The sequence below is a fragment of the Frateuria edaphi genome (genome assembly GCF_021117405.1).
Classification (GTDB): Bacteria; Pseudomonadota; Gammaproteobacteria; order Xanthomonadales; family Rhodanobacteraceae; genus Frateuria_A; species Frateuria_A edaphi.
On the sequence record NZ_CP088251.1, the window covers coordinates 1,701,695 to 1,727,064 of the forward strand.

The 25,370-nt window shown below is 60.8% G+C and carries 20 protein-coding genes; 3 read left to right on the forward strand and 17 right to left on the reverse strand.

The window, feature by feature from the left end:
- Window positions 1-12 precede the first annotated feature (12 nt).
- From LQ772_RS08115 to LQ772_RS08185, 17 genes are all read right to left on the reverse strand, one after another.
- A complete protein-coding gene (locus LQ772_RS08115; RefSeq protein WP_231325623.1) occupies window positions 13-645 on the reverse strand; it encodes a hypothetical protein in 633 nt (210 codons plus the stop codon).
- 142 nt (window positions 646-787) lie between these two features.
- Window positions 788-1,144, reverse strand: coding sequence for a DUF1198 family protein (locus LQ772_RS08120; RefSeq protein ID WP_231325625.1), 357 nt, complete (start codon window positions 1,142-1,144; stop codon window positions 788-790).
- A gap of 128 nt (window positions 1,145-1,272) precedes the next feature.
- Window positions 1,273-2,214 (reverse strand): HNH endonuclease, encoded by a 942-nt coding sequence (locus tag LQ772_RS08125; protein ID WP_231325627.1) that lies wholly within the window; start codon window positions 2,212-2,214, stop codon window positions 1,273-1,275.
- On the reverse strand, window positions 2,214-3,497 hold the full coding sequence (locus LQ772_RS08130) for an ATP-binding protein (RefSeq protein WP_231325628.1): 1,284 nt from the start codon (window positions 3,495-3,497) through the stop codon (window positions 2,214-2,216). The genes LQ772_RS08125 and LQ772_RS08130 overlap by 1 nt, the downstream gene beginning before the upstream one ends.
- A gap of 290 nt (window positions 3,498-3,787) precedes the next feature.
- The gene (locus tag LQ772_RS17405) at window positions 3,788-4,054 is read right to left on the reverse strand and encodes a DUF4113 domain-containing protein (protein ID WP_425600829.1); all 267 of its coding nucleotides are present in this window, start codon (window positions 4,052-4,054) and stop codon (window positions 3,788-3,790) included.
- Window positions 4,055-6,460: 2,406 nt separating this feature from the next.
- On the reverse strand, window positions 6,461-6,832 hold the full coding sequence (locus tag LQ772_RS08135; protein ID WP_231325630.1) for a hypothetical protein: 372 nt from the start codon (window positions 6,830-6,832) through the stop codon (window positions 6,461-6,463).
- Between the two features lie 104 nt (window positions 6,833-6,936).
- Window positions 6,937-7,944 carry an RHS repeat-associated core domain-containing protein gene (locus tag LQ772_RS17410; RefSeq protein ID WP_425600830.1) on the reverse strand — a complete coding sequence of 336 codons (1,008 nt, stop codon included), beginning with the start codon at window positions 7,942-7,944 and terminating at the stop codon, window positions 6,937-6,939.
- A gap of 14 nt (window positions 7,945-7,958) precedes the next feature.
- Window positions 7,959-13,367: a hypothetical protein gene (locus tag LQ772_RS08140; protein ID WP_231325632.1), complete on the reverse strand. Its 5,409-nt coding sequence runs from the start codon at window positions 13,365-13,367 to the stop codon at window positions 7,959-7,961.
- A 191-nt stretch (window positions 13,368-13,558) separates the two neighbouring features.
- Window positions 13,559-14,272: an NADPH-dependent FMN reductase gene (locus LQ772_RS08145; protein WP_231325633.1), complete on the reverse strand. Its 714-nt coding sequence runs from the start codon at window positions 14,270-14,272 to the stop codon at window positions 13,559-13,561.
- Window positions 14,273-14,499: 227 nt separating this feature from the next.
- A complete protein-coding gene (egtD, locus tag LQ772_RS08150; RefSeq protein WP_231325970.1) occupies window positions 14,500-15,486 on the reverse strand; it encodes an L-histidine N(alpha)-methyltransferase in 987 nt (328 codons plus the stop codon).
- 190 nt (window positions 15,487-15,676) lie between these two features.
- Entirely contained in the window at window positions 15,677-17,539 is a 1,863-nt protein-coding gene (locus LQ772_RS08155) for a thiamine pyrophosphate-binding protein (protein ID WP_231325635.1), read from the reverse strand.
- Window positions 17,479-18,492, reverse strand: coding sequence for a magnesium and cobalt transport protein CorA (locus tag LQ772_RS08160; protein WP_231325637.1), 1,014 nt, complete (start codon window positions 18,490-18,492; stop codon window positions 17,479-17,481). Before LQ772_RS08160 ends, LQ772_RS08155 begins: the two co-directional genes overlap by 61 nt.
- Before the next feature lie 73 nt (window positions 18,493-18,565).
- Window positions 18,566-19,078, reverse strand: a complete 513-nt coding sequence (gene msrA, locus LQ772_RS08165) for a peptide-methionine (S)-S-oxide reductase MsrA (RefSeq protein WP_345778314.1) — start codon at window positions 19,076-19,078, stop codon at window positions 18,566-18,568.
- On the reverse strand, window positions 19,075-19,524 hold the full coding sequence (gene msrB, locus LQ772_RS08170; protein ID WP_231325639.1) for a peptide-methionine (R)-S-oxide reductase MsrB: 450 nt from the start codon (window positions 19,522-19,524) through the stop codon (window positions 19,075-19,077). The genes msrA and msrB overlap by 4 nt, the downstream gene beginning before the upstream one ends.
- 148 nt (window positions 19,525-19,672) lie before the next feature.
- Entirely contained in the window at window positions 19,673-21,040 is a 1,368-nt protein-coding gene (locus LQ772_RS08175; protein WP_231325641.1) for a thiolase family protein, read from the reverse strand.
- A gap of 109 nt (window positions 21,041-21,149) precedes the next feature.
- A complete protein-coding gene (locus LQ772_RS08180; protein ID WP_231325643.1) occupies window positions 21,150-21,581 on the reverse strand; it encodes a c-type cytochrome in 432 nt (143 codons plus the stop codon).
- Window positions 21,582-21,592: 11 nt separating this feature from the next.
- Complete coding sequence (locus tag LQ772_RS08185) at window positions 21,593-22,156, reverse strand: ferritin-like domain-containing protein (protein ID WP_231325645.1); 564 nt, start codon at window positions 22,154-22,156, stop codon at window positions 21,593-21,595.
- 450 nt (window positions 22,157-22,606) lie between these two features.
- On the opposite strand from LQ772_RS08185, the gene LQ772_RS08190 reads away from it, so the two are divergent.
- The 3 genes from LQ772_RS08190 to LQ772_RS08200 all read left to right on the forward strand — a co-directional run bounded on the left by LQ772_RS08190 (window position 22,607) and on the right by LQ772_RS08200 (window position 25,370).
- Complete coding sequence (locus LQ772_RS08190) at window positions 22,607-23,524, forward strand: NADP-dependent oxidoreductase (RefSeq protein WP_231325647.1); 918 nt, start codon at window positions 22,607-22,609, stop codon at window positions 23,522-23,524.
- Between the two features lie 261 nt (window positions 23,525-23,785).
- Window positions 23,786-24,826 carry a helix-turn-helix domain-containing protein gene (locus LQ772_RS08195; protein ID WP_231325649.1) on the forward strand — a complete coding sequence of 347 codons (1,041 nt, stop codon included), beginning with the start codon at window positions 23,786-23,788 and terminating at the stop codon, window positions 24,824-24,826.
- 70 nt (window positions 24,827-24,896) lie between these two features.
- Window positions 24,897-25,370, forward strand: a complete 474-nt coding sequence (locus LQ772_RS08200; RefSeq protein ID WP_231325650.1) for an OsmC family protein — start codon at window positions 24,897-24,899, stop codon at window positions 25,368-25,370.

The window sequence follows — 25,370 nt, forward strand, 5'->3', positions numbered from 1 at the left end:
GAGCTGGCAACTTTAGTCAAATGTATTGCCGCGAGCCGCCTTCATTGCATCGAACTGCTCCCGCGAAATGTTTTTGGTCAGAACCCAGCCTGACAGGTAATAAATCAGGGCCCTGGTGGCTTCTCGAGCACAGTCCATGATCTCGATCCAGCTCGATTCTGGATAGTGCTCATCGAACTCGCTAAGCTCCACAGCAATGCGTCCACCGGAATCCACTTCTTTGATGGCACCGGTAACGTGACTACCTGAGAAGTGCACGAAGCTTGACAGAGTGTCGTAGACCTTCGGGAGCCATGGGAGCATCGGTGTAAGCAGCTCCACCAGGCGAGCGTCTAGGAGAAGCCTCCCTTCCCTATCCTTAATCTTCCGAATGTGCTCGCCACTGTGTACTCGAGTTGCGAAAACATGGGGGTCATCGACGAACCAGGCAGCAGCGTATCGAAGTGCAGTATCGATGTGTACCCGAAGCATCGACCTAACTCCAAGCATATTGGAGGCTTCGGTTAATGTAATAAGTGCTGCGCTGGTGCTCAGGTTCCGCTTGACCGCGCCATACGTATAGAGGTCCATCGGGAAGATGGCGCCACCTCCTGCCTCCGCCATCTGTTTAGCGAGAGCGAGGATTCTTTTCCTATCTTCGCGCAATCCCTTAATGCGGCTCTCGATTTCAGTTTGCGTTACGGTGTTATACCTTTTCTAACCAGCGCGAACGGCATCACGCCGTTCCACCAAGATAATCCCTCATAAGGTATGAGCCTCGCCTACGTCAAACTGATCGCCCGCAGCTCTAAGATACATGAACGAGGTCTCGATCGTCTAAGTCAAGGTTGGAACTAAGGCCCTTCTCCTCGATGCGAGCGCGCCACCATTCGACGTTGCCCGGATGCTTGTTCTTTACAATTTGATAGACGAACACGACAGAAACTGCGGTCTGAATCATTGACTGCGGCCAACTTCTAATTTGGTTGGCAAGCAGGGTGCATCGCTCTTGACCCATTGCGAGCAGAACCTGTTCGATTATAGGTGCTTTAACGCGCAGCGCTTTCCCAACGGTCATGCCGACATATCGAACATCCTTGGTTCCGGCTCGGACAGCCGCCCAGGTTGCGACGACGATGATGGTCGCGCCAACTCCCCACCACATACAATGGCTCCTAGTCCTGTTGGTTGGTGTCGGCCAAAACGATGGCGATTTGACGCTCAGCAGCGGAGTCTAGTTGACATGTAAAGATTGCGATTGGCGTCATGCTAGTAGCCCAGACGAAGTAGCCGTCACTTGCGGCCTTGATTCCCGTCCTGAGGTAGGTGTTCCAACAGCAACCGATTGGCTGGTTCGGTCACGTTTTCAATGGCAGGTAGCTGTCCAATTGTCGTAATTATCAAAGCGGTAGATGAAACATCAACTTCGATTGTGCTTTTCCGGCGAGCCGTTGCCGCTTGCTTTTGCTTGCCTCGCTCAGCGGCAAGCTGGGTGGCTTCCATCAAAGCTAGCCCGGGAATCCTTTTCGCAGCTTTTTTGCTAAGAGAGTCCAACTTCTTGGCCAACGGTACAAGCAACATATCCCGCCGCCTGTTTTCCATACTTTCCGTCAGATGCGCCATGCGTTCCAGAATCTCGTGATCCGCTAAAGTCGGAGGAACGGCCCCGGCTACAATCTTAAAGAAGTCTGACTTCACTGCGGCCACGACATCTTCGTATTTTAGGCCGGCATGCTTGATGGCTGGTTCGTTCAATTTGCAGACCCGCATCAATTCGGTGCCCTTGCCGTTCTTTGCCGTATAGATCTGGTAGTTGACGTGAGACAAACAACTGGCCCAGCTGTCCAGGCGCGGATGGGGTATGGCGTAATTTACCGGGTCGGTGGGTAGGTCAGGTAACATATGGCCCAGCGTGGGCTTGGGCAGGAGCACGTCTTGGTTTCCCTTGGCGCCGTTGCATCGCTTGCAAGCAATGGCAAGGTTGCCTTCCTTTGCGAAGAACTGGGGGTAATGGTCTTCGCTGAGTACGTGTTCTAGATCCCAGTAGTTACTGTGAGTCGAGTCTCCGTATTTTTGGCAATAACAGCACCTCAACTGCTGAGCATACATGCATGCCTTCTTGAAGCGCGCCTTTGCTTCCGACTGATCAAACCAAGCGTTGAGGTCCTCTTGACTGCAGGCGTTCCCTACTTCGTCAATCTCAGTTTGTTCGCAAGCCAGGAATGTGGCGTTCATTAGTGAAGTATGGCTAAGCAGACGTTCCGGACGAGGTCTGCAAGCGGCTCGCTGCTTGGGATGCTGTCCTGGAAGCTGGCTAAGAATTCGGCGATCTGCTGAGCGCGATCTTCATCTTGAAGCCCCTGCTCGATGAGCGTGAGTGCTTCCAGAACTAGCTGTTTGAGATAGTTGTTATCAGGCGTAAGGACATTGAACGCACTAACCAAAGTCGCATCAGGCGAGGTGTTCGCCACCACATCGTCCTTGACCCGAACGGGTTCCTGGTCAAGCCGCAGAATGGCGCACCCCCTCCCCGCGAATCCGCTAACAATCAACGGAGAATGGGTCGCCAGCACGTAATGGCAGCCGCTGCGGCTCTTCAGCACGGCGTCTAGCATTTCCACGTAGCTCAGCTGCCACTCGGGGTGAAGGCTGTTTTCCGGTTCATCGATGAGGACAACACACCCGTCCTCAAGATTGGCCGCTAGCCCCAAGAAGCCCGAGAGTAGGTTCAACTCCCCTGACGATAGGTCGAGAAGTTCGACTTCATCGCCGTTTTGACGCTCAAGAGTTGCGGATATCATTCGCAGCACATTGGCGCGAACCAACTGGCGAAGCGTGTCGTACTCTATCTTGTTGGATGCAAAATTCGCCGCGTGCCCCTTCGCAAAATCGAAACGATATGGGATGGTGGAGGCCGTTCTCCCTGGGCCCGCTTGCAGTAGTGGTTGCAGGTCCGCCATCTGCGCCTCAACCCGTTCGCGATTGATGTGCTCGGATGCAAGAACGTTGTGCAAACGATTCAATTGGTAGTTAATCGTCAGGACAGGCCGATATCCGATCGCGGCCAGCACACCAGCGACGCGTTGATCTGGTATAGGGCTAGAGGCCGCGAGGGCCAATTGGTCAATAGACTGGCGTAGCAAGGCTCGCGGAGAGTTCCGCACACTGCCCTTGAATCCGAGATACACGTACGCATTCGCGGATTCGTTTGGGGAGCCTTTCCGGTTGCCAGGCACATTGATAGGAAACTTATCAAACGGCGTGAACGATAGGGCGATGATCTTGCTCGGCCCCTTACCCCTGCCCCGGGCCAAGCTGCGCTCATTGAAGAGTCTGCCGTTGGGCTCGCTTCGATCGAGCACATCAAGATGGCCGTCACTTTCGATCTTCAGTCCGACTACTCTTCCGCTACCTCGACGACTACGTGGTCGCCCGGAAAAGTACTCGCGCATAGCGTTCGTTAAGTCACGAAGCACGGTGGATTTCCCACTGCCGTTCCGCCCGATGAGGATGGTCACGCACGATGGCTGTGAGTGAGCTGGCGCGAACGATAGCCGTTGCCTGCCAAGGATAGGCAGGTCTGCAACGACTTCCTTGATCAAAACTTTAGACACTCGATCATTCCCTGTATCCCCCTCACGGACATTCGGGATTCAGCGGAGCATTGTCAATAGAGATCGTGCGCAAGCTCGGACCGTCGCTTCGCGGAGCCGGAACGTTTCGGGACGAGGCTGTCTTTGGGTTAGTACCGCCTGCTCTTTTTTTGCCGGCGTACACGCTGGCTTTGTGGCTATCGATATGCCTAGATTCAAGCTTCTACCACTAGCAACTGGTCCCAGTTGGTGGTGTACGCAGGAGAAAGCCGTCCTCGGCGCATAGTCCAGTCCTTGGTGGCTTTCACCCCGGCGTGGCCCATGCCAAATTGCTCGCGCCCGAAACGGGCCTGGATTTGATCGACCGTATGAGTGATTGGCGCCGCGTGCTCATCTGGGCTACGTCGAACAGTGCCCCCTGCGCGTGGGTTCGCTCCTCTAAGTCCTCGAGCATGACGCCTGCCTGGTGTAGCGATAACCATCCTTGAAAGTTCGGGCCAGTATCCGCTCCGCTGCGCACGTCAGGACGGCTGGATCATGGATGCGGATCCATCACCACGGTGTTGAGGTCGATCGGGCTCTCTTCATAGTCCTCGGCGGGGGGGGACGCAAATCCACATGGCACTTCGGTAAAGTGCCTCAGCAGCCAGGCTGAGTACCACCGGCACATGGGGTTCGGGGACGCGAATGCGCTGGGTGGGAGCGCCGGACACAGAGTCGCGCGAATTGAAGATGGTTGCCCATTCTATTAGACATCTACAAAATGCGGAGCTCTTTAGAGCCGGCGTTTCGGACGCCATTATTATAAAACGCTTCGGTCGTCGGAGTATTGCGCAGAGCCATTGTTACGATCATCGTAGCCTTGCTGAGGACCTAGCGCATATTGACCTACCGGAGGCCGCGAACGTTCTTGGTGATCGGACAAAGGAGCTAGCGAAGCTAATCCAAGCCCGAAGGGTCAGCGGTCCGATTATTGAGGAGTTTCTTTCTATTCAGGCGCCGGGAGGGTGACCAAGCGGCATTCGCATATCTCGAAGCAGAAGCTGATGGATTGCACGTGACCCCCTAAGGTTTGTGCGTCAACAGCTTCGTCGTGGACCCGTGCCCGAAGCATCTGGAGTGCTTCAACGGCTGCAGACACCTTACCCGTACCGAAGTAAGCTCGGAGAGGGAAAATCTACAGAAGCTTCTTGACGCTACAAAGCGTATAGAGACGGCTATTAAGGCCGTTCCTGAAACCGAGAGAAACATTGGCTGGGAAAACCAGTTGCAATCGGCGGCTTTGAGAATAGCCAATATTCAGATCGCTTTGAATACTGAGCCAAACAGTAAGCCATTTCCGGATGGCCGGGATCTCTTCACTTCGGTTGACAGCCAGTCAGGAACCTCCGTTCTGGACGCTCGACCTCCTAGAGAGCGAGTTTGATGAAAGCCTCTGGCGACATTGACAGGCTTCGAGAGGTGTTGGAGCGCATGCTCTCGTCCAATGACACCATCTCAGCAAGGGCCGTTGCGCGAGATCCGCGTGTGCCGTTCAAGAATGCATCCGACATCACGCGCCATGTGGCGCGACGTGCGCTACTGGAGGACTCAAGGAGCGGCAGAACGAAGCCAGGCGCTTAGCGGCAGATGTCGATAAAAATTCGGTGAAAAGCTTGCGGCTGAGGGTTGCGCAATTGGAGGAAAAGTGTGAAGCGCTTCAGCGATCTCGAGACCTGTTGGCTGCGTCGCACAAAGCTATGCTTCTTGCCATAGGTGAAATAGGAGGGATGCGCGCTTGGGAGAAGTTCTTCCCGCAATGGGACCAGGTGCGGCGCTCATTGATCGAAGTAGGAGCTTTCCCAGCTGATAATCCTGGTACAGGTTGGTGCCCTCGGGGTGGCAAGGGTCCCCCTGCAATGTAGCTTGCCCCTCCTGCTCGAGTGCTGATCGCACCTCAGCTGTTGCTGCTCCTCAGCTGACAATTCCGGCGAATGCAACACCAATGCTGCCCCTCGGCGCAACAGACTGCAGGATGCGTAGTGCAGGCGCGCACCCTCAAGTTATTGATGTTTCGGCCGATTACTGTCTTTGTGTGTCTGCAACATAAGTAAGAACGTCTCACTCTGTCAAATTCGATGGCAGGCCTTGATTGCAAGGAGTCAGGCTTTTGTGTCGCAACCCAGTTAACCGTGACAGTCGACCGGTTAACCTTGTCATCCCACGTAAATGTGTCGTGTTCAGACAGAACTGGTACTCCTGTCGCGCCCATTTCGGCTCTCGTCTCGAGGATCGTGTCGCGGGAGAGAACAATGTTCTTTCCGGGAGGATCCTCGCGGGCAACCTAACGACGCACCGCAGCGCCGGCAGGCCCCCCCTAATCCTCAAATTGAGTGGTTTTTGCTACACCCCAGGCAGCGCCGATACGCGCCCCAGCGCCCCTGACGTTCACGGCTTAACAGGCAACCCACAGACATAGCACGAGTCCGTGTGGCCCCGTCGCCACTGCAGCAGCCGTGCGAATTGAACGAGGTAATACAACGCGCTGGCACCTACCCCCAACGCCACGAGTGCGTCCGGAAGTTCGGGCCACATTGGCAAGCCCCCCCCATAGAGGCTGGTAGATCCGACAATGTCTTGGCCACTATTGCGACGAGTAGCGAGGCCAGCAACGGCACCACACTTGGTATCAATAGCCGAGCGCACATTCGAGAGACATACGACATCGGAGCTTCCCTCCCTGCAATCTCGCCGGCATTGTCCTAGATGGCGATCTCATAATCTCCCTTCCCTGCGCCGAAAACTATGAGCGGGCGCGCCATCTATCACAGGCACTGATTAAATGCCAAAAGCTAACGGGCTGCGTGAATGGTCTCCGCCATCAAGGCTTTTGGAAATATCTGGGGCATTTACTTATCGCCCTGTAGCAACCTTGGCGGAGGCACCTCAGAATAGCCCCAAGGGTGATCAGCCTTTGATACCCACTTGATATCGGTTATTGTTCCGGCCGTCTCAAAACCATGGTAATCGCTCGTATCACTTCCTCGCGCATTGAATCGACCAACCAGTTCGACATAAGAATGGTTTAACCCATATAAGCTTGAAACTTGCTTTACGCTCGCGGGAAGTACTACCGCAATGCCGTCCGAAACGCTGCTTGCCTCGAACATGTCCCGGCTCGTGAATAATATGGGAATCTCGCCGTAAGCGAAAAAGCCGGTCACCGCAACGACCTTATTATCGTAGTCGGCTCCTTTTGTAATCAGCGAGTAGAGGCTCACCGGGCATACACCCTCGTCGACTCCGGCAACCCTTCTTTTGCACTCACTCGCTTGAACCAAGGGCGCTAGAACTAAAAGGAATGTCGAAAAGAGTATTTTCTTGATCACTTTGATCTCCGCACTTGATAGATCGGCTCACTCAGGAAATGATAACCCCCTGAATAGTCAACGTTTGTTCTGAAGGGCTGAACACGCCAACCATAGACCGCTCCGTTCGGTAGCGCTACGTAGCCATTGATGTTGTTATTAAAGTATCTGACGAGGTCACCGGTCCCATTCGATCCAGAGACGTGGGCGTTTCGGTCGCCGGGAAACGCGTAAGCCGTAGTCCCAGAAAAGCCATGGTTGTCCGGGTGTGTATGGATTTCCGCAACTGTCGTTGGAAAATATACTCCAGCGACCTCCATGTCGATCGTGTTTCGATCGCCCGAGCTATAGGTGGCCGTGCAAGTAAAGCCTGAGTCTTTTAGATACATTATGCTCGAGCCAATCTCCACGTTTAGTTTTATAGTGACAGGGACCACTGCATCCGCCCAGGCCATTGCTAATTGGTCGGACGTTGTATAGGCATGACCCAAGACCCCCGCGTTCGTTAGCGCACTATCTGCCAATCTAGTCGCGCGCGCAGCCATTTGCGCCCTGGAAGTATCTCCGCTGCCGGATGTCTCACATCGATAGACCTCACAAGTTATTTGTGACGCGCTCATGTGCTCCGGGAACGCACCGCTAGGATCCACAGCAACTATTGGATTGTTCAATACATATGCGTATCTGTTGAACTCAAATCCAGCTTTCGCGCCCATTCCGACCAAGTCTACGCTTAAAAAGCGACCCAAGCTTGAATCATAGTACCGAGCCTCCATATAGACGAGTCCGGAATCAGGGTCGTTCACGTGCCCCGTGAACCCAGGTCCATTATCTACGCCTCCAAGTATCTGTTTACCGTATGGGCGGTACTCGTAAGTTGATGTGACGGCTCCACTGCTATCCGCTTCGGCAAGGGGAGTGCCTTGAGGATCAGTGTAGATGTACGTGACAGTGCCCGCGTGAGCGACACCAAATGCGTCGGGCACGAGTAACAAACAAATGAATTTCGAAAAGTTCCGCGTCATATCGCATCCTTGCCCTAAAGACTTGGAGCCACAGTGCCGGAGCCGTACGCGCTCCAACCCGAACAGCCCACCGAATTACAAGCGCGGACCCTGAACTTCCAGGTACCACCGTCGAACGCCAGCATGCTGAAAGTCGTGGAAGACCCGTTGTCGTTGATGTCGCCAGTCGTAGCGCCTGGTTCCACCACATTGACTTGGTAGCTTGTGGCCCGCGATACGGCAGTCCAGCTGACGGTAAGAGTTTGCTTCCAATCCACGCCGCTGACGGAGACATGCGGCGCGGCGGGAGTGGCTGGTACAACTCCTACGGTCACTGACTTTGCTGCGCTGACCGGGCCACAGCCGTTGGCGTTACATGCCATGACGCGGTATCCATACGTGCCGTTGGCCTTTCCGCTCAAGGCGAAACTGGTCCCGGTGGTGTTTGTGATGCTCGTCCAGGTGGTGCTGCCATTAACCTGCTCCTGCAGCTTGTAGCTGCTGGCCGCGCTAACGGCGGTCCAGCTCACGGTGTAGCTACCAGTACTACTTGAGGTCGGAACACTGATCGTCGGCGCGCTGGTCGGCGCAGAACCACCATGGGTCGTATAGGGGCTCCAGGGCGAGCATCCGTAGTTGCTGCACGCTTTCACATGGAACTGGACCATGCCCTCATCCAGCACCATGATGGAGGCGGAGGTGTTCGGGCCGTCATAGATGACCACGGTGTCTTCCCCGACCATTTCAGCGACGTATCGGGTCGCCCACGGAACGGAGCCCCACGAGACCGCGAACACCGGCTTCCAGTCGTTTCCGCTGATACTGATGTGGGGTGCCGCAGGGGCGACGGGGATGCGCCCCACCACGGTCTCGGCAATGGTGCTCCACGGCCCCGGACCGCCTTTGTTCTCGCCGCGGACGCGGTAATGATAGGTGCCGTTACCGGCATCGCTCACGGCAAGGCTGAGAGCGCTCCCATCCTGGGCCCTCATCCATGTGCCACCGTTCAACTGCTTATCGACGGCGTAGCTAGTCGCTGCAGCTACTGCGTTCCAGGTCACCGTGTAATTGCCAGTGCTGTTGGTTGGCGGAGCTGTCACGGTTGGTGCGGCTGTGGGAGGTAAAGTAACTTCCACTACGCCGCTTACCGCATAGGCGCTGTACCCTTTAACGTTGGACGCCTTCACGCGGTACTGGTAGCTGCCATTGGCCGTCGGATAGAACGTCAAGCCAGTTGTTGAACCCTTGTAAATGAACGACCACGTGACTCCGCCGTCCTTGCTTTGTTCCAGTACGTACGCCGCTGCGTTGGCGGACTCCGACCAGCTCACGCGATAGCTCGTACCTGCGCTCGCTGGTGCAGAGATCGAAGCGGGTGGGTCAGGAATGGTGAGCAAAATGGTGTCCTTAGCAATGAGCTTGTTGCCAAGGTAGATGTAGCTTGTGGCTTGATTGCTAGCAGCGTCGTACTGATGCAGGAGTTGGCCGGCTTGGCTGTAGAAATAGAAGGTGCTCGTCCCTCCCGCAGTGGTCTTCATCACCCGCCGGCCTGCGGCTTCATAGGCGTAGCTCGCTATGCCGTCGATTTGAAGTAGCTGATTCTTCTGGTCGAACTGGAGCGTCGTGCCGTTCTTGCTTGCGACGTTGCCGCGATTGTCGTAGCCAAAACTGCTGTTGATGGCGCCCGTGATACTGACCAGACGATTGGTCGAGTCGTAGTTGTAGGTCGCAGTACCGGTACCGACCTTGCTCCTGATGTTGTTGAGCGGGTCGTAGCTATACGTCTCAGTCCCCCACAGGTTCGAGGCTGTCGCACTGTCGAGCCGGTTCAGGTCGTCATAGTGGAAGTCCTTCGTTCGCCGTCCGTCGACGAAATCTTCCACATGAGTGATATTTCCATTCGGGTCGTAGGTCAGCTCCTGACTTATGTCCCAGGTGCTGGCGTTGCGCTCATAGGTGAAATTGCTCAGTAACTGGCGTGCGTTCTGGTCGGCTGAGTAAAGCGTGTTGTTACCTAAGGTGAACGCTTGCACTTCGCCGTTAGGGTAGTAGTGCACGCCTGTGGCATAGGCATCTACCTGGGTCGCGCGCCCTAATGCGTCGGGTGCATAGTTGACCACCGTCCCATCAGGGTAGGTCAGGCTCTGTAGATTGCCGTAAGCATCATGGGCGTACCCGATCTTCCAGGCATCCTGGCCAGTGACTTGCAACGTTTCGCTAACCAGCTGCCCCAGCTTGTTGCGCTTCGCGCTCCACGTGCTGATGCCGGAGATCGCACTGTCAGGATTGCCCAGAGGGTCATAGTGGTAGGTCGTGTCCTGTGTGCCCTCTGGGGCATCTACAACGAGCACTCGGTTCATTTCGTCGTAATGACGCACCGTCTTGCCGGCATCGGCGACCTGCTCCAAGCCGCAGCCGCTACCGGTCAAGCTCAGACCCGCCGCGCTCCACCACAGGTTGTTGGCCCCGTCGTAAGCCATCACCTCACTGCCGCTTTCCGGTTCGGTGGTGCGGCACAACCGGTGATAGCTGTCGTAGGTCAGCGTCTTGGTGAGGCTCACCGTGCCGGTGCCATAAGGTCCGGCCTGGTTGATCCACAGCGGATTGCCATACTGGTCACGCGCGATAGTCTGGACTAGCCCGGTCGGAGCCTCGACTTTGATCGGGCGCTCATTCGAGGGTTCGTCGAAGACCTGGAAGGTGGTCGTGGTGACCTTGTTTCGCGGATCGGTAACCGCGGTGCTCGCTCCTGGTTCATAAGCGCTCAGTGTCTTCAAGAGGCCGCCTTGGGCCGTCTGGTCGGTTTCGGTCACTCTGCCCAAGACGTCGTAGTACGACCTGAAGCCCGCCGTGATACTGGCAAGATCGGGAGTACCCGGGACCGAATAGGACGAGAAAACCGTCCTTCCACGATAGTCATAGTCCTTACGCTGGCTTATGTGTGAATCGTCGGCACCGGCGATAGAGGTATCCACCAATACCGGCTGAAGCATGGCGTTGAAGTGCGTGACCTGAAGCTGGTTGCCCTTTGAAACCGTGCGCTTCCAATGCAGGCTGCTTAGGACATCGCCGCTGACAGGGGCATAACTGAATGTCTTCGGATACCAAGCGCGCTCGTCGCCGCCCGGATAGTCGATGCGGGTCAACCGGCCGACATCGTCGTACCGATAGGAGGTCGTTGCCTCGGCCTGGTCTGTGATGCTCGTGATCTGGCCAAACTCGTCCACCACCAAGCTCTGGGAACGTAGGTCCGGGTAGCTGATCGCCTGCGGTACGCCCCGCATGTAGCCGCTGAGCGTCGTAGTGTGGGAATTCCCGTCGGTGAAACTCTTGAGCTGCCCTCTCAGCTGGGCGTTTGGATCTGCGCTGGAATAGAAGGCATAGCTCATTACTAGCTGGCCGAAGTGCCAGCGCTCGGCCAGAGTGTCGTCGGGAGTGCTGTAGCGATACTCGTCGACCACCTCTGAGGTAGTACCGCATGAAGGCATGCCGGCAACCTGCGCAGGCAATCGGGACACCTTAGCGGGCAGACCTAAAACCCAGTTGGTGGTGTCATTGAGGTAGGTGGTCTGTTCCGCGATGGCGCACCGACCCGCGGTCGCGCTATAGCGCTGCACTTTTGTCGCTTGCGCCAACGCGTCGAACGCATCGGCTTCCCAAGTGTATGTGTCCTGATCCTGGGCGATGATCCGTTTAGTGAGGGGGGTCAGTCGGGTGGTCTGGGCCTGATTGATGTATGCCTGCGGATTTCTTCCAAGACGCGCCGGCCAGGGCCCGGCATCGGAGGGCGAGTATGTGTTGATCACCGACTGCACAAGGAAGCCGTCCTTGTCATAGCGGTCGGTCCGGATTAGCCGGCTCTCAGTTTCGTCATAGCGATTGCTGAAGGTCTGACGTGTGCGCGTCCGATCGGGCGCCGTTTCGTCCGTCCAGACAGTGGTAGTGCATGTGCCAGCGGCAGCGCAGCTGTCCTGCGTCCAGCTTTCGTTTGACGAAGAGTAGCTGTAGGACCATGTACGGCCCGACGGGATTCCCGCGCCGGTGTACTGGCGGGCCGTAATCGACATCGAGTTCCACGCGTTGGGCGTCAACGCAAACGTGCTGGGACTGGTCGGCGTTATGGGAATACCCGCCTCGCCGATCCAGCACTCGCGATAAACGTACGAGCGCCCCCGCTTTACAGGAGTTACCGTGAACGAACCCGTCAGGCCAGACGGATGAGTGATGGTGCCCGTGTAGCTGGTTCCGAGGTTATGCGGGGTAGCAATCGAATCACAGTTTGAATAGGTTTCCTCGGTATCGACCCACGCCTTGTTGGTAAGGTCGGAAAGGTTGAACGTCCAGTGACCTTTGCCGTCAGGCAAGTCGACCGAAGTCAATTCGACCGCGCTCGCACGGTCATCGGGTAGATGGGCGTAGCTGTACACCCACGTTCGCGGGCGATCGCCTTTGGGCTGCAGCGTCACCGAACGGATTAGCGGGGTCTCATCGGTGTACTGCACGGAGAGCTCTCGACCATCGCTCGCCGTTATGGAGGTCAGTCGGTCATACCGGTCGTAGCTATAGGTGATCGAGTTGTGGAACCGGTCTTCAATTCGGGTCACCAGCATCGAAGCTTCGCGCCGCAACAGGAAATCCGACGGCGCAAGCATCGGATGCATCTCGCCGGCGACCAACGCGTCCGGCATCAGGACCGAATCGAGTTGGCGGTCCATGTTCGGCGCCCAGCGATAGGCCAGGTGAGCGAATGTGTACTTGGTTCCATCCGGTGCAACCGCGAGGAAGGCCTCACGCGTGCTGTCATTCTCCGCGGGCCCGGGGCAACCGATGGCCCAGTTCTGCTTGGTGACGATGGGAAAGCTCAAGCCGCCGATCTGCGGCGCCACCGGGTTCTCGGCTGTTCGCTCGAGCAGGTCTTGGCTACCCTGCCCTGGGATCACGAGCTGATAGCCGTGCCACCATTGCGAGGGGCTCCACGGCCGGCGCGCGCTGTCGCCAATGGGCGGATCAACCGTCGGCGGTGCGTCGAACTGGCTGCAGATTGCAAGCGGGTTGGGGCTGGCCACCATCCAACCCGTCACGTTTTGCTGGTTGGCCGTCATCGTGGTGATGCGCGGCAGGTCAATGTCCCAATTGCCGAACGCGCTGTCCAGAAGGTTCGTGTGGTCCTTCTGGGCAGGCAGGTCGAACCGACGACTGAGGGACAACGTAGGGCCGTTGCCGGACAGGCTTACGTCAGTCTGCTCGAATGAGAGACTGCCACTGTAGAGGCTGATGTTCTCGCCGAACGGGTTCTCCCCCAGCGGCTGGAGGTCCTCGCTGACGCGAATGAGCTTCTTGTACTCGCCTTCCGGCGTCACCGACTGCGCGTGCAACACGCAGCCAAACGAGCACAAACCAAGCACGACAAGACGGGCCCACCGTCCCTGTGGCGACAAATTCATTCCTGGATTCCCTGACGGGCCGTACGGCCCTGCGGCATTGATCCAAAACAGGCCGTTCCCGTCAACCCCTATAATGGAAGGCGTTTTGGGTGTACGGCCTCACGCAGCCTACGAACGTTAGCTCGACGGAGATGTCCGCTTCGGGTCGAGAGCGGACGCGCGCCCTACCCCCGATAACCGGCCCTTATCGCCTAATAGGGCGGCGCCTTGCGTTGGCGCTGTGCCTTCGCCGCCTCTGTCCACCAGGTTAGGTCGTCCGCGAAGCGGGAGAAGGACCGCTCCAGGAACTTTCCGGCCTCGCCCATGGGCTCGCCGGCCGGGTCCAGCGTCTGTGAGATGGGCCCCACGGTCACCGTGCTGGAGATGACGATCATGCCCATCTCCGAGAGCGTGCCATGCCAGAGCAGGTTGGAGCGGGCACCGCCGATGCGGCCGGCCGAGTAGCTGACGATGCCGGCCGGGCGCCAGAACCACTCTTCGAGGAAGTGATCGGTCAGGTTCTTCAGGCCCGGCTGTACGCCCCAGTTGTACTCGCCGGCGACGAACACGAACCCGTCGGCTGACCGGATCTGTCGTGCAAGCGACTCCATGGCCGCAGGCGCTTCGCCCGGTGGGTACTCCTTGTACATGCGGTCCAGCATCGGCAGGCCGATGCGCTGGGCGTCGATCAGTTGCGCATCTGCCCCTCGAGCGGCCAGGCGACGGGTGACGTAGTCCGCGAGCCGGATGCCTGCACGGTCGGCGCGATAGGAACCATAGAAGACGAGGATGCGATCGGGCATGGCGTATGGCTCCCGGGACCGGTGCGCCTCGGCAGGCAGGCGGGCGCCCATGATGGGCACCACCACATACGAAGGCGTTCCGGCGACCGATGGTTGATTGGGCATCAGGCCGCTGACGAGCATGTTACGACCGCTGTTTCTTCCTGTATGCGCTGGGGGATAAGAAGATCGCCTGAAGCCCGGGGCAAGCGCTGCAAGGCACCCGTCCACCCTTCAGCTGAACCCCAAAACCATTTCTTCGCTCGTCGTTTGTCATTCCTGCGAACGGACCCTGATTGCTCTCTAGCGAGCTACAGAGGATTCCGCTTCGCGGGAACGACCCGGTGGAAGGCATCCTTCGAGGTTGTCCTTCAGGGCCCGAGACGCGGAGGGGTGGCTTCCGCCAATACGACGCTGAAGAGGCGCTGCGGGTCGGTCCACTCCGCGACCGGTGTCCAGCCGCCGGCACGCAGCAGGACGCGAACGTCGCGCGTGCCGTACTTGATGCTGTTCTCGGTATGGATCGTTTCGCCCGCACGCATGTGGAAAATGCGGTCCGCGACCTCGAAGGTCACGTCGTGAACTGCCAGCAGATGCATTTCGATGCGCGCTTCGTGGTCGTTCCAGATAGCGCGATGGCGAAATGAGTCGACCGGAATCGTCCCGCCAAGCTCACGGTTGATCCGGGTGAGCAGGTTCAGGTTGAACCGTGCCGTCACGCCAGCGGCATCGTCATAGGCGGGAACGAGAACCTGCGGCTCTTTTATCCGGTCCACCCCGATCAGCAACTGTGCGGCATCGCCAAGTGTGGTGGCCATCGTCCGCAGCAGATCCACCGCATCGGGAGCCACGAAGTTGCCAATGGTCGAGCCGGGAAAGAACCCCAGCCGCAGCGAGCGCCCCAACCGGGGAAGTTGCAACGGCTTGGTGAAGTCACCGACGACCGGGTGTACCGGCAGCGCCGGAAACGAGCGCGCAAGTACCTGCACGGATTCGTGGAGAAATTCGCCGGAGACGTCGATGGGCACATAGGCTTCCGGCTCGATGGCCGAGAGCAGCAAGGGTGTCTTCGTGGACGCGCCCGATCCGAACTCGATCACCACCCGGCCGCGCCCTACCCTTTGGGCCATGTCCTTGGCGTGCCGTTCCAGGATGGATCGTTCCGTGCGCGTCGGGTAGTACTCCGGCAACGCCGTGATGGCTTCGAAGAGCTCGGAGCCCCGATGGTCGTACAACCATCTCGCCGGCACGGTTTTCTGCCGGGCGGACAGGCCGGCGAGCACGTCCGCGAGAAAGGCCGGATCGGCCTTGGCAGCAGTATTCAATTCCAGGTTGCGTTCGGTGCAGGCAAGATTCATATCGGTCACAAGACCCGGCGTTGGTCGACCGCCGGTATAGCGAGGGGCAGACGTCTTGCCTGCCGGTGGTAGAGCGCAAGCGGATGCGCAGCGGTGGACTTCGACGATGTGGTCAGTCGATCCGTCTTCCCGGGTCACCGAAGCGATGGAGGATTCCGCAAAGACCGCAGTGCCCCGTAGTTGAGTGCAGCTAAACCCCCATGACCGAGAGCAGCGCCTCCTTGATCCTGGCGATCGCGTAGTGGTCGATCTGCTCGAAGTCCAGATGGGGCAGATTGGGGATCTCGTCGGCCGCCACGACAGCGTCCACGATGACGGGGCCCTCGGTCGCGAATGCCTCGCGCAGTGTCGACTCCAGGCGAGCCGGATCACGAACGGTGAAGCCCACGCCGCCGCAGGCACGGGCAAGCATGGCGTAGTCGGGGTTGGGGTACTCGATGGCTTCCCGGAACGCGGCGATGCCGATGCTTTCGGCTTCGAGGGAAATCAGGCCCAGCGAGCCGTTGTTGTACACGACCACCTTGACCGGCAGCTTGTGGTGCACCGCGGTCAGGAACTCGCTCATCAGCATGTTGAAGCCGCCGTCGCCCGTCAGCACGATCACCTGCCTCGACCGGTCGAGCGCCTGGATGCCATTGCCCTGCCCCAGCGCGGTTCCGACGGCCGCATTGTTGAACGAGCCGATGATCCGCTGGCGCCCGTGCTGGCGAATCCAGTTGGCCGACCACAACGTGTTGAGTCCCGTATCCAGGACGAAGACCGCATCGTTGTCGGCCAGTTCGCCGGCGAGGCGGGCAACCGCCTGGGGATGGATGCGATCGTCGCTTCGGGCAACGTCCGCCTGCCTGTCGAGCATCTCGTTCCAGCGCATGCGGCCATGCGCGATCTCGTCGAAGAAGTCGGTATCTTTCTTCGCCGACACGCGCTCCAGGATGGCCTTCAGGCTCGGCCTGACCGAGCCCAGCAAGCCCAGCGCGGTCGGCGTACGACGGCCGAGCGCTTCGGAGCGATGGTCGATCTGGATGACGTTTCCGTCGACCGGAAGATAGTCGGCATAGGGGTAGTCGGTGCCGACCATGACCAGGAGGTCGCATTGCTGGACGGCGTCGTAGCTGGCGCGCGTCCCGATCATGCCCAGGCCGCCCATCCACCGGGGATCGTCGAACGGCATCAGCTCCTTGCCGCGCACGGTATGGATCAGTGGAGCGGCCAGCCGATCCGACAAGGCCGCCAGAAGATCACTGCTGTCGCGACAGCCAGCGCCGCACAGGAACACGATGTTCGACGCCGCATCGATGCGGCGCACCGCTTCTTCGACATCCCACTCCTGCGGCGATACCTCGAAGCGCGGCTGTAGCGTCGCCAGGCTTGGCGTCGCGTGGCCTGCGGAATCGGACAGCACGTCCTGCGGCAAGGTCAGGTGGGCGACGCCCGGACCCGCGTACGCCGCGGCGATGGCCTGGTGGATGAGTCCCGGCGCCTGCTCGCCCACCGAAACCGTCTCGGTATAAAGCGCCACGTCGCGAAAGAGCAGATCAGGCGACGTCGACTGGATGTAGTCCATGCCTCTGAGCTTCCGTGGCATGTCTCCCGACAACGCCAGGACGGGCGCGTGATCGCGGGCCGCCTCGTACAGACCGGCAACCAGATGGGTGCTGCCCGGGCCGGTCGTGCCACAGCACACGGCCAGCCGGCCGGTGAGCTTGGCTTGGCCGGCGGCGGCCAGCGCGGCGCCTTCTTCGTGGCGCACGCCGACCCATTCGATCGAGCTGTGGCGCACGATGTCCGCCAGTGGATTGAGGGAATCGCCGATCAACCCGAAGATCTGCCGTACGCCCAATTGCTCGAGTGTTTCCACCAGCACGCCCGCAACTGTCTTTCCCATAGGTACGTTCCTCGTTTTTGCCTGGGATGCCCGGCATCCATCACGTCGGAATGCCGCCCATCGAACGGCGCACGCGAGGCCACCGTGTTCGGGTAACGCACGGCGGCCTAAAGAGAGCTGGGCGAACCGCGCAGGGATCCCGCATCGCCATTTGCCGATCGCAACCATCCGAGCCTGCGGAACCGCCAGTAAAGCGACACGCAAAGCAGCCCCATGACACCGAGGGCTGCGAGATAGCCCCAACCGGCGCGCGTTCCGGGCATGTTGATGAAGTTCATCCCGTAGATGCCCGCGATCGCGGTGGGCACGCCAAGAATGCCCGCCCATGCCGCCAGTTGCCGGGTAATGGCGGACTGTCGCTGCTGCTCGAGGAGGCTGCTCGCTTCCAGCGCCGTGCGGATGACGTCGATGAGGCCCGTACTCATGGCCTCGATGCGCATGAGGTTGTCCAGGACATCCCGGAAATAGGGCCGGGACGCGCTGGAGACGCAAGGCACCTCGAGCGTCGACAACTTGTTGCACACCTCCATCATCCGGGTGATGGCGTGCTGGAAATGGATCACCTCGCGCCTGAGCTGGAAGATGCGCGCGATGTCCGCGCTGCCGAGCGAGTCGCACAGGAGCCGTTTCTCCATGAGCAGGATTTCGTCGGCGATCATCTGCACGACGGGGAAGTAGTTGTCCACGATGCGATCGAGCACCTCGTGGACAACGAACTCGGGCCCTCTCACGTGGCGCAGCGCGATCCGGTGGATGCCTTCCCTCAGCCGATGACCGAACGTGGTTTCCATCCGGCACACCGTGATGACCCGCCGTTCGGTGAGGAAGATGCCCACGTCGGCATACTGGATTTCGCTGGGGCCGAGCTCCGCCGCCTTCGCGATGATGAAGATGTGATCCGCATAGAGGTCGACCTTGGCCACCTGCGCGTCGCTCATCGAATCCTCGACGGCAAGCTCATGCAGCCCGAACACGCGCTGGATCGACCCGATTTCCTCGCCTCCCGCATCGACCACGTCGATCCAGGCAAAAGTCCTTCCGGGCAGGCAAAGCGCCGTGCCATCCCATGGGATCCACGTTGGCGCGTCTTGCCTGCCCAGAATCGCCGCGACGATGCTCATGTTCGATGCTCCCCCGGGCACATGCGCCCCCTTCGCTCCCATGCGACCGGAAAATCGGAAGCGCAGCGACGGCTCAGCCCGTCGCTCTCTTGCGGCGAGGCAGCACCCAGCCCGGGCGCACGAAATGGCAGGTGTAGCCGTGCGGGATCCGTTCCAGGTAGTCCTGGTGCTCGGCTTCCGCTTTCCAGAAATCGCCGGCCGGGGCGACCTCGGTCACCACTTTTCCAGGCCACAGGCCCGAGGCCTCGACATCGGCGATCGTGTCCAGGGCCACGGCCTTTTTCTCGTGGCTTGTGTAGAAAATGGCCGAACGATAGCTGGTGCCACGGTCGTTTCCCTGCCGGTTGAGCGTGGTCGGATCGTGGATCTGGAAAAAGAACTCGAGCAGGTGCCGATAGGTGGTCTGGGCAGGATCGAAAATGATCTCGATGGCCTCCGCGTGGGTACCGTGGTTGCGATAGGTGGCATGCGGCACGTCGCCCCCGGTGTAGCCGACACGGGTCGAGACAACCCCGGGAAGCTTGCGGATCAGGTCCTGCATGCCCCAGAAGCAGCCGCCTGCGAGAACAGCGCGTTCGGTCGTCACTGGATATCCTCCACTTGATCGAGATAGTCGCCGTAGCCCTGGGCCTCCATCTCCGCGCGAGGCACGAAACGGAGCGAGGCCGAATTGATGCAGTAGCGCAAACCGCCCCTGTCGGGCGGACCGTCCGGAAAGACATGACCGAGGTGGCTGTCGCCATGGGCCGAACGCACTTCGGTGCGGATCATGCCGTAGGTGGTATCGCGCAGTTCGCTGACGTGCGCGGGCTCGATCGGCTTGGTGAAGCTCGGCCAGCCGCAGCCGGACTCGAACTTATCGGACGACGCGAACAACGGTTCACCCGACACGACATCCACGTAGATGCCCGCTTCCTTGTTGTGGAGGTAAGCGCCGGTTCCCGGGCGCTCCGTCGCACTTTGCTGGGTGACACGGAATTGCTCGGGCGACAGCTTGGCGATCGCGTCGGGGTTCTTGTGATAGTTGGCCATCGGTCCTCCTTCGATCCGTGGGGATCGGCATCGGGTTCATCCTTACGCCACCGGACGGGCATCCGGCGTTTTCTCCAAAGTGGTTCGTTCCGACATCGGTGTTCGTTACCTCGTGCACACGCCGACCGGGACGATCACCGTTGTCGCATCACACCCGTTCGAGCAAGGTCACGGTCCCCTGCCCGCCGTCCGCGCAGATGCTGACGACGGCCAGCGAGCCCACGGGGTGCGACCACAGTTCCTTCACTGCCTGACTCAGGTCTCGGGCGCCGGTCGCGCCGAACGGATGACCGATCGCGACGGACCCGCCATTGGGATTGACCCGCTCCCAAGGAAAAGCCCCGAGGTCGGCCTGGACACCCGTCTTGGTTCGCACCCAGTCCGGTCGCTCGATGGCGGCGACGTTGGCCAGAACCTGGGCCGCAAACGCCTCGTGGATTTCCCACAGGTCGATGTCTCCGTAACCGAGGCCATGGCGCGCAAGCAGTCGCGGGATCGCATAGGACGGCGCCATCAGCAGGCCTTCCGTGTGGTGGTCGACGGCCGCCATCTCGAAGTCCACCAGGCGCAAATGCGGCGTGCCGTCCGGCAGCCGGGCAAGCCCTGCCTCGTTCGCGATCCAGCAGCCGGCGGCCCCGTCGGTAATCGGCGAGGAGTTGCCGGCGGTCAGGCTGCCCTGCCCGCTCGTCCTGTCGAACGCGGGCTTGAGCGCCGCAAGCTTTTCGGACGAAGTATCGGCGCGCGGATTGGCGTCGCGCTCGAGCTCGGGGAGCTTGATGACCAGATCGTCGAAGAAGCCGCTGTCCCAGCCCGCCACCGCACGCCGGTGGCTCTGCAGCGCCCAGTCGTCCTGCGCCTGGCGACTGATGTGCCACGCCTTCGCCGTCTCCTCCATGTGGTCGCCCATGGTGCGCCCCGTGATGCGGTTGGCCCAGCCCTTGACCGGGAGCACGTAGTCCCGTGGCGTCAGCGCCTGCAGCGCGGCCAGGGCGGCCGAGGGATCGACGCCGAACAGGGCGGTGAGCCGCTTCGACGCTTCCGCCGTCAGTGCGATCGGCGGGCGGCTCATGACTTCGCCACCACCGACCATCGCCAGATCGATGCCGCCGCCGAGCATGCCGGCCGCTGCGAACGCGGCGGTCATGCTGGTCGAGCAGGCCAGCACGACCGAGAATGCGGGCACGTTCGGATTGAGCCCGGCATCGAGCCAGATTTCCCGTGCGATGTTGCTCCAGCCGAGGTTCGGGATCACCGTCCCCCAGACCACCAGATCCGGCTCGGCGTGCGCGGCCATCGCTTTGACCACCGGTACCGAGAGGCTGATCGCGTCATCGTTGGCGAGCGCGCCGCCGCCGCGCCCGAATGGCGTACGGAGTCCGGCGGCAACGAAAACGGTTTGCGGGAAATGCTGCATGGGGAATGCCCGGTGGTCGATTGATCTGTTTTGAATCAGGGAAGCGTCGGCATCTGCATTCGCCGCTCTTCCGGTGCAGCCTGACCATCGGTGGGCGATCACAACGGCTCAGGCTGCCGCCCGGGGGAAGGTCGACAGCCAGGATGCCCGGATGTCCGCGGAGGACTGATCGGCAGTAGCCGGAAAATCGATGCGCTTCAGTGCTGCTTTCTCAGTGCCTCGACTGGCTGGCCGTGCGCGAGTCTCCTGACGCGGCCGGCAGGGAAACCGATTGCAGATAGGTGATGATCAATCGGCGCGCGGTGGCATCGTCCAACGCCAGATACATCCTGCTTCCGGGCGCCATCTTCTGCGTGCCGCTCAGCCACTGGTCGAGCCTGGCGGGAGTCCAGGTGCCACCGAGTTTCTTCAAGGCCGGCGAGTAGTCGTATCCCGGGACACTGGCCACCACCCTGCCGACCACGTTGCGATGGCGCGGGCCGATGCGGTCGGTGTCGACCGAGTGGCAACCGCCGCACGTGTTGACGTACAGCGTCTGCCCGGCAGCGACATCGTCCGGCGGCGTCTGCGCCCGAGCGGCCACGGCCAGCAAACCGGCAAACAGCAGGCCACCCAGTCGGATCGAAGCGCGGAACAGCGTCATGCCCTGCCCGCTCAGCCGAATACGTAAGCCGAGGTGGGGATCGGCGTTCCTGCTGCGTTGTTGAGCGTGGTCCAATGAATGGCCTCGTCGGCGGAAATCGAGGCGAACAGCTTCGCGAGGCCAGGATCCTTGAGTGCCTGGATCTGGCCGATGTACGCGCTGGCTGCACCGCGCTCGAGCATGGTTGCCAGCGCGACGACATCACCCTCGGACTTGAGCGATCCAAGCTTGAGCTCGGCGATGTACTGGGAGTCCGTCTTGGGCTCGACGGGCTTGCCACCGGCCGTTGCGACGAGTCTCGCCAACGAATCGCGATGCGCCTGGTGGTGGCCCATGAAGACGAGCGCGAGCTTGAGCGTTCCAGGGGAAAGCAACCCGCTTTTGCCCGCGATGCGGTAGGCGGCGATCCCTTCATGCTCGAGCGCCAGTGCGGTCTGGATGACCCCGACGTCGCCCGGACGAACCGTCGTGGCCGCCACTGCCTTGCCGGTGAAAAGCCCCGCGGTAGCGACGCCGAGCGTCGCGACGCCTGCCTGGGTCAGGAAGTTCCGCCGGCCACCCTTCAACTGATTCATGCGCTTGCCCTCCTCGCGTTTTCGATCTCGAACCTGCCACGCGTGACGCTCATCGAGCACCACTGGTTATCGAGGAACGTCGACAGTGTGAGCGCGCCGGATGGCCGGTTGCCAGCGTTCCTGGACGTCCCGGCGCAATCTCGGACGGGCAGGCACGGCAATTGGACGAAGCCGCACGCGCATGCGGCGAAGCCGGGTTGTCTGGCCTCTGGCGCCGCGACAGACTAGCCAGGTCGAAGATCCCTGCCCGCTCGATGAACGCCGGACGTGCGCCATCCATGCGCAGCACTCCGCTTCGAGCGCGCAACATTCCGTTCGCGCACCGCAAACCCGACGATCGCTCCAGGCTCCTTCCCCGGGAAGCATCTGCGACGATGGCGTGGCTGCACGCCCGGGCTACCCAACCCCTGCAACATTCCCCAATAGAGAACGGCCGAGGAGGCAATGCTCATGAAGGCGATAGTGGTGACGGACCAGGCCGCCGGAACGGCGGGGATGACACTCGTGGAGCGGCCGGAACCGCAGCCGGCGATCAACGACGTGGTCGTCGAGGTTCACGCCTCGGGATTCGTCCCGACCGAGTTGGCGTGGCCCTCGACATGGACCGATCGCCACGGCCGGGGGCGGACACCGTCGATCCCAGGGCACGAGCTGGCCGGCGTGGTCACGGCCCTGGGTTATGGCACCACCGGCCTGTCGGTGGGACAGCGCGTCTTCGGACTCGCAGACTGGTATCGCGACGGCACCCTGGCCGAGTACGTCGCCATGGAAGCACGCAACCTTGCGCCACTGCCGGGCGATGTCGACTTCACGTTGGGCGCGAGTCTGCCGATCTCGGGCCTGACCGCGTGGCAGGGACTGTTCCAGCACGGCCGCCTCCAGGCGGGCCAGAGCGTTCTTGTACACGGTGCGGCCGGCGCCGTCGGGTCGATGGTGGCGCAACTCGCGCGGGAGGCCGGCGCCTACGTCATCGGCACCGGGCGCGCCGCCGACCGCCAGACGGCGCTCGACTTCGGCGCGAAGGAATTCGTCGATCTCGAAAACGACAAGCTCGAAGACGTCGGCAAGGTCGACCTGGTGTTCGATCTCATCGGCGGCGACATCGGGAAGCGATCCGCGGGCCTGGTTCGCGCGGGCGGAACACTGGTCTCGATCGTCGGACCGGTGGAAGCCATGCCCAGCGAGGGCCTGGCCATCGACTTCGTCGTCGAGTCCGATCGCTCCCAGCTGATCGAAATCGTCCAGCGGGTGCGGAGCGGACGGCTGCGGACGAACATCGGTACCGTCTCGACCCTCGGCAACGCCGTCTCTGCCTTCAACCCGACCGTGCGACACACGGGGAAGACGATCATCCGCATGCGCCCGTGAGGGCGCCGAACGTTCCTGGCGAGAGATCGCGGGATGACGTCCGTCGCGTCCGGGAGCATCCTGCTCGAGCGCGGCGGAGGGTGGCCGGGCCAGCCTCATCTGTACCGGTCCAGCCCCGCTCGATGAGCACCCATGCGTCGAGCGCGTCGAAGCAGCACCTCGACGACGGCGCGGTCCAACGCCCGGCTCGCCCTGCCCGCGCGTCGGCTGCGGGCTAAACCCGAAAGGGTCCGATCAATCCAAACGCACGATTGCGCTCTTATGAGAAGCACCGATTTCGACAAATTGTTCAGGCGCGATCCGGCCGCGTCGCTTCCGCCGTACCCGCCCGCATCGTTGGCGGAACGGCTCCTCGATTCGATGGATGTGCGCATCGAGGCCTTCGCCATATGCCGGATCGCGCGGGATGCGGCGCTCGTCATCCCGGCGATTTCCGACCTGAAGATCATGTATGTGCTCAAGGGCACGTTGCACCTGTCCGTCGACGGCAGCGAACCCCTGGTATCGCCACCGGGGAGCATCGTCCTGCTGCCCAAGAACCTGTCGCGCACGCTGACAGGCAAGGAACCGGTCATCCGCACGTACAGCGCCCAGGAGACCATCCGCATGGGGATCCACAACCTCATGTATCTGGATGCCTTCGCCGGCGACGAGTACGAGATCCGCGTGTTGTGCGGTCGGATCCAGATCGGCTTCGCCAACGGTTTCGACGCGTTCGACGGGCTGGTCCGCCCCATCAGCGCCAGGCCGGACAACGACGTGTTCATCAGGAGCGCGTTCGAAACCATGCTCGACGAGAGCAGGTTCCGCACCGCCGGCTCCCAGACGCTCGCCAACACCCTGATGAAGGCCTGCCTGGTCGAGCTGCTGCGGCACGATCTGGATCAACTGCACCGCCCGGGCAGCTCGCCGGCGATCCTCGTCAAGCCCGGCGTCGGCCGGGCGGTCATCGCGATCTTCTCGCAGCCGGCGGCGATGCACACGGTGGCATCGCTGGCGAAGGCCGCCTGCATGAGCCGATCCGCGTTCGCCAAGGCATTCGTTGAAACCACCGGCACGACACCGATCGAGTTCGTGACGCGCGCTCGCCTTGCCAAGGCACGCGACCTGATCGCCACCACCGAGGCTTCCATCGCATCGATCACAACGGCCGTGGGCTTTGCCAGCCGCAGCCATTTCAGTTCGCGATTCCGGCAGCGCTATGGCGTGGACCCCACGGCATACCGCCGGCGAACCCGGCAGGAAGCGGCGCCGATGCCCGATGGCGATCCCGCGACGCTCGCGACCGGCGATCAGCCATGACCACGTCCGGGCACGCGACCGGGCATCTGTCTCACAAACCATCGAGGTCGTCCGCATGACTAGGCATCCCGTGATCATCGAAGACACCGGGCTGGGACTGTTCCAGGTAGAAGTACGCGCGCAGGGGGCCTCATTTCTTTCCGACGAGCCGATCGCGTCGGGTGGCATGGCTTCCGGCCCGGGACCGTTCGATCTGCTCGGCGCCGCACTTGGAGCGTGCACGGTCATGACCATCAAGCTCTACGCCCGGCGGAAGTCGATCGGCGTGTCACACGTGCAGGTCATGGTCACGCACCATCGCGACGGTGCCTCGCAACGCGACGTGTTCGAGCGCTCGATTTTCATCGACGGAGCGATAACCGAGGACCAGAGGAAACTACTGCTGATCGCGGCGGATCGCTGCCCGGTGAGCCGGACGCTGTGCAAGGGCTCGGACATTGTCACGAATCGCAGCGAGACCGCGATCGCCACCGCCCGGCGGGTCGATGACGCCACCCACATCCGCGCCATGGAGAAGGCCTGCGACGAACTCGAAACCGGCTGA

Excerpts from the sequence above, each read along its gene's own strand:
- LQ772_RS08125 (WP_231325627.1), bottom strand. The coding sequence starts at position 2,214 with ATGAACGCCACATTCCTGGCTTGCGAACAAACTGAGATTGACGAAGTA.
- egtD (WP_231325970.1), bottom strand. The coding sequence starts at position 15,486 with ATGAATCTTGCCTGCACCGAACGCAACCTGGAATTGAATACTGCTGCC.
- LQ772_RS17405 (WP_425600829.1), bottom strand. The coding sequence starts at position 4,054 with ATGGTTATCGCTACACCAGGCAGGCGTCATGCTCGAGGACTTAGAGGA.
- LQ772_RS08180 (WP_231325643.1), bottom strand. The coding sequence starts at position 21,581 with ATGACGCTGTTCCGCGCTTCGATCCGACTGGGTGGCCTGCTGTTTGCC.
- LQ772_RS08140 (WP_231325632.1), bottom strand. The coding sequence starts at position 13,367 with ATGAATTTGTCGCCACAGGGACGGTGGGCCCGTCTTGTCGTGCTTGGT.
- LQ772_RS08120 (WP_231325625.1), bottom strand. The coding sequence starts at position 1,144 with ATGTGGTGGGGAGTTGGCGCGACCATCATCGTCGTCGCAACCTGGGCG.
- LQ772_RS17410 (WP_425600830.1), bottom strand. The coding sequence starts at position 7,944 with ATGACGCGGAACTTTTCGAAATTCATTTGTTTGTTACTCGTGCCCGAC.
- LQ772_RS08160 (WP_231325637.1), bottom strand. The coding sequence starts at position 18,492 with ATGAGCATCGTCGCGGCGATTCTGGGCAGGCAAGACGCGCCAACGTGG.
- LQ772_RS08155 (WP_231325635.1), bottom strand. The coding sequence starts at position 17,539 with ATGGTTGCGATCGGCAAATGGCGATGCGGGATCCCTGCGCGGTTCGCC.
- LQ772_RS08190 (WP_231325647.1), top strand. The coding sequence starts at position 22,607 with ATGAAGGCGATAGTGGTGACGGACCAGGCCGCCGGAACGGCGGGGATG.
- LQ772_RS08145 (WP_231325633.1), bottom strand. The coding sequence starts at position 14,272 with ATGCTCGTCAGCGGCCTGATGCCCAATCAACCATCGGTCGCCGGAACG.
- LQ772_RS08195 (WP_231325649.1), top strand. The coding sequence starts at position 23,786 with ATGAGAAGCACCGATTTCGACAAATTGTTCAGGCGCGATCCGGCCGCG.
- msrB (WP_231325639.1), bottom strand. The coding sequence starts at position 19,524 with ATGGCCAACTATCACAAGAACCCCGACGCGATCGCCAAGCTGTCGCCC.
- LQ772_RS08185 (WP_231325645.1), bottom strand. The coding sequence starts at position 22,156 with ATGAATCAGTTGAAGGGTGGCCGGCGGAACTTCCTGACCCAGGCAGGC.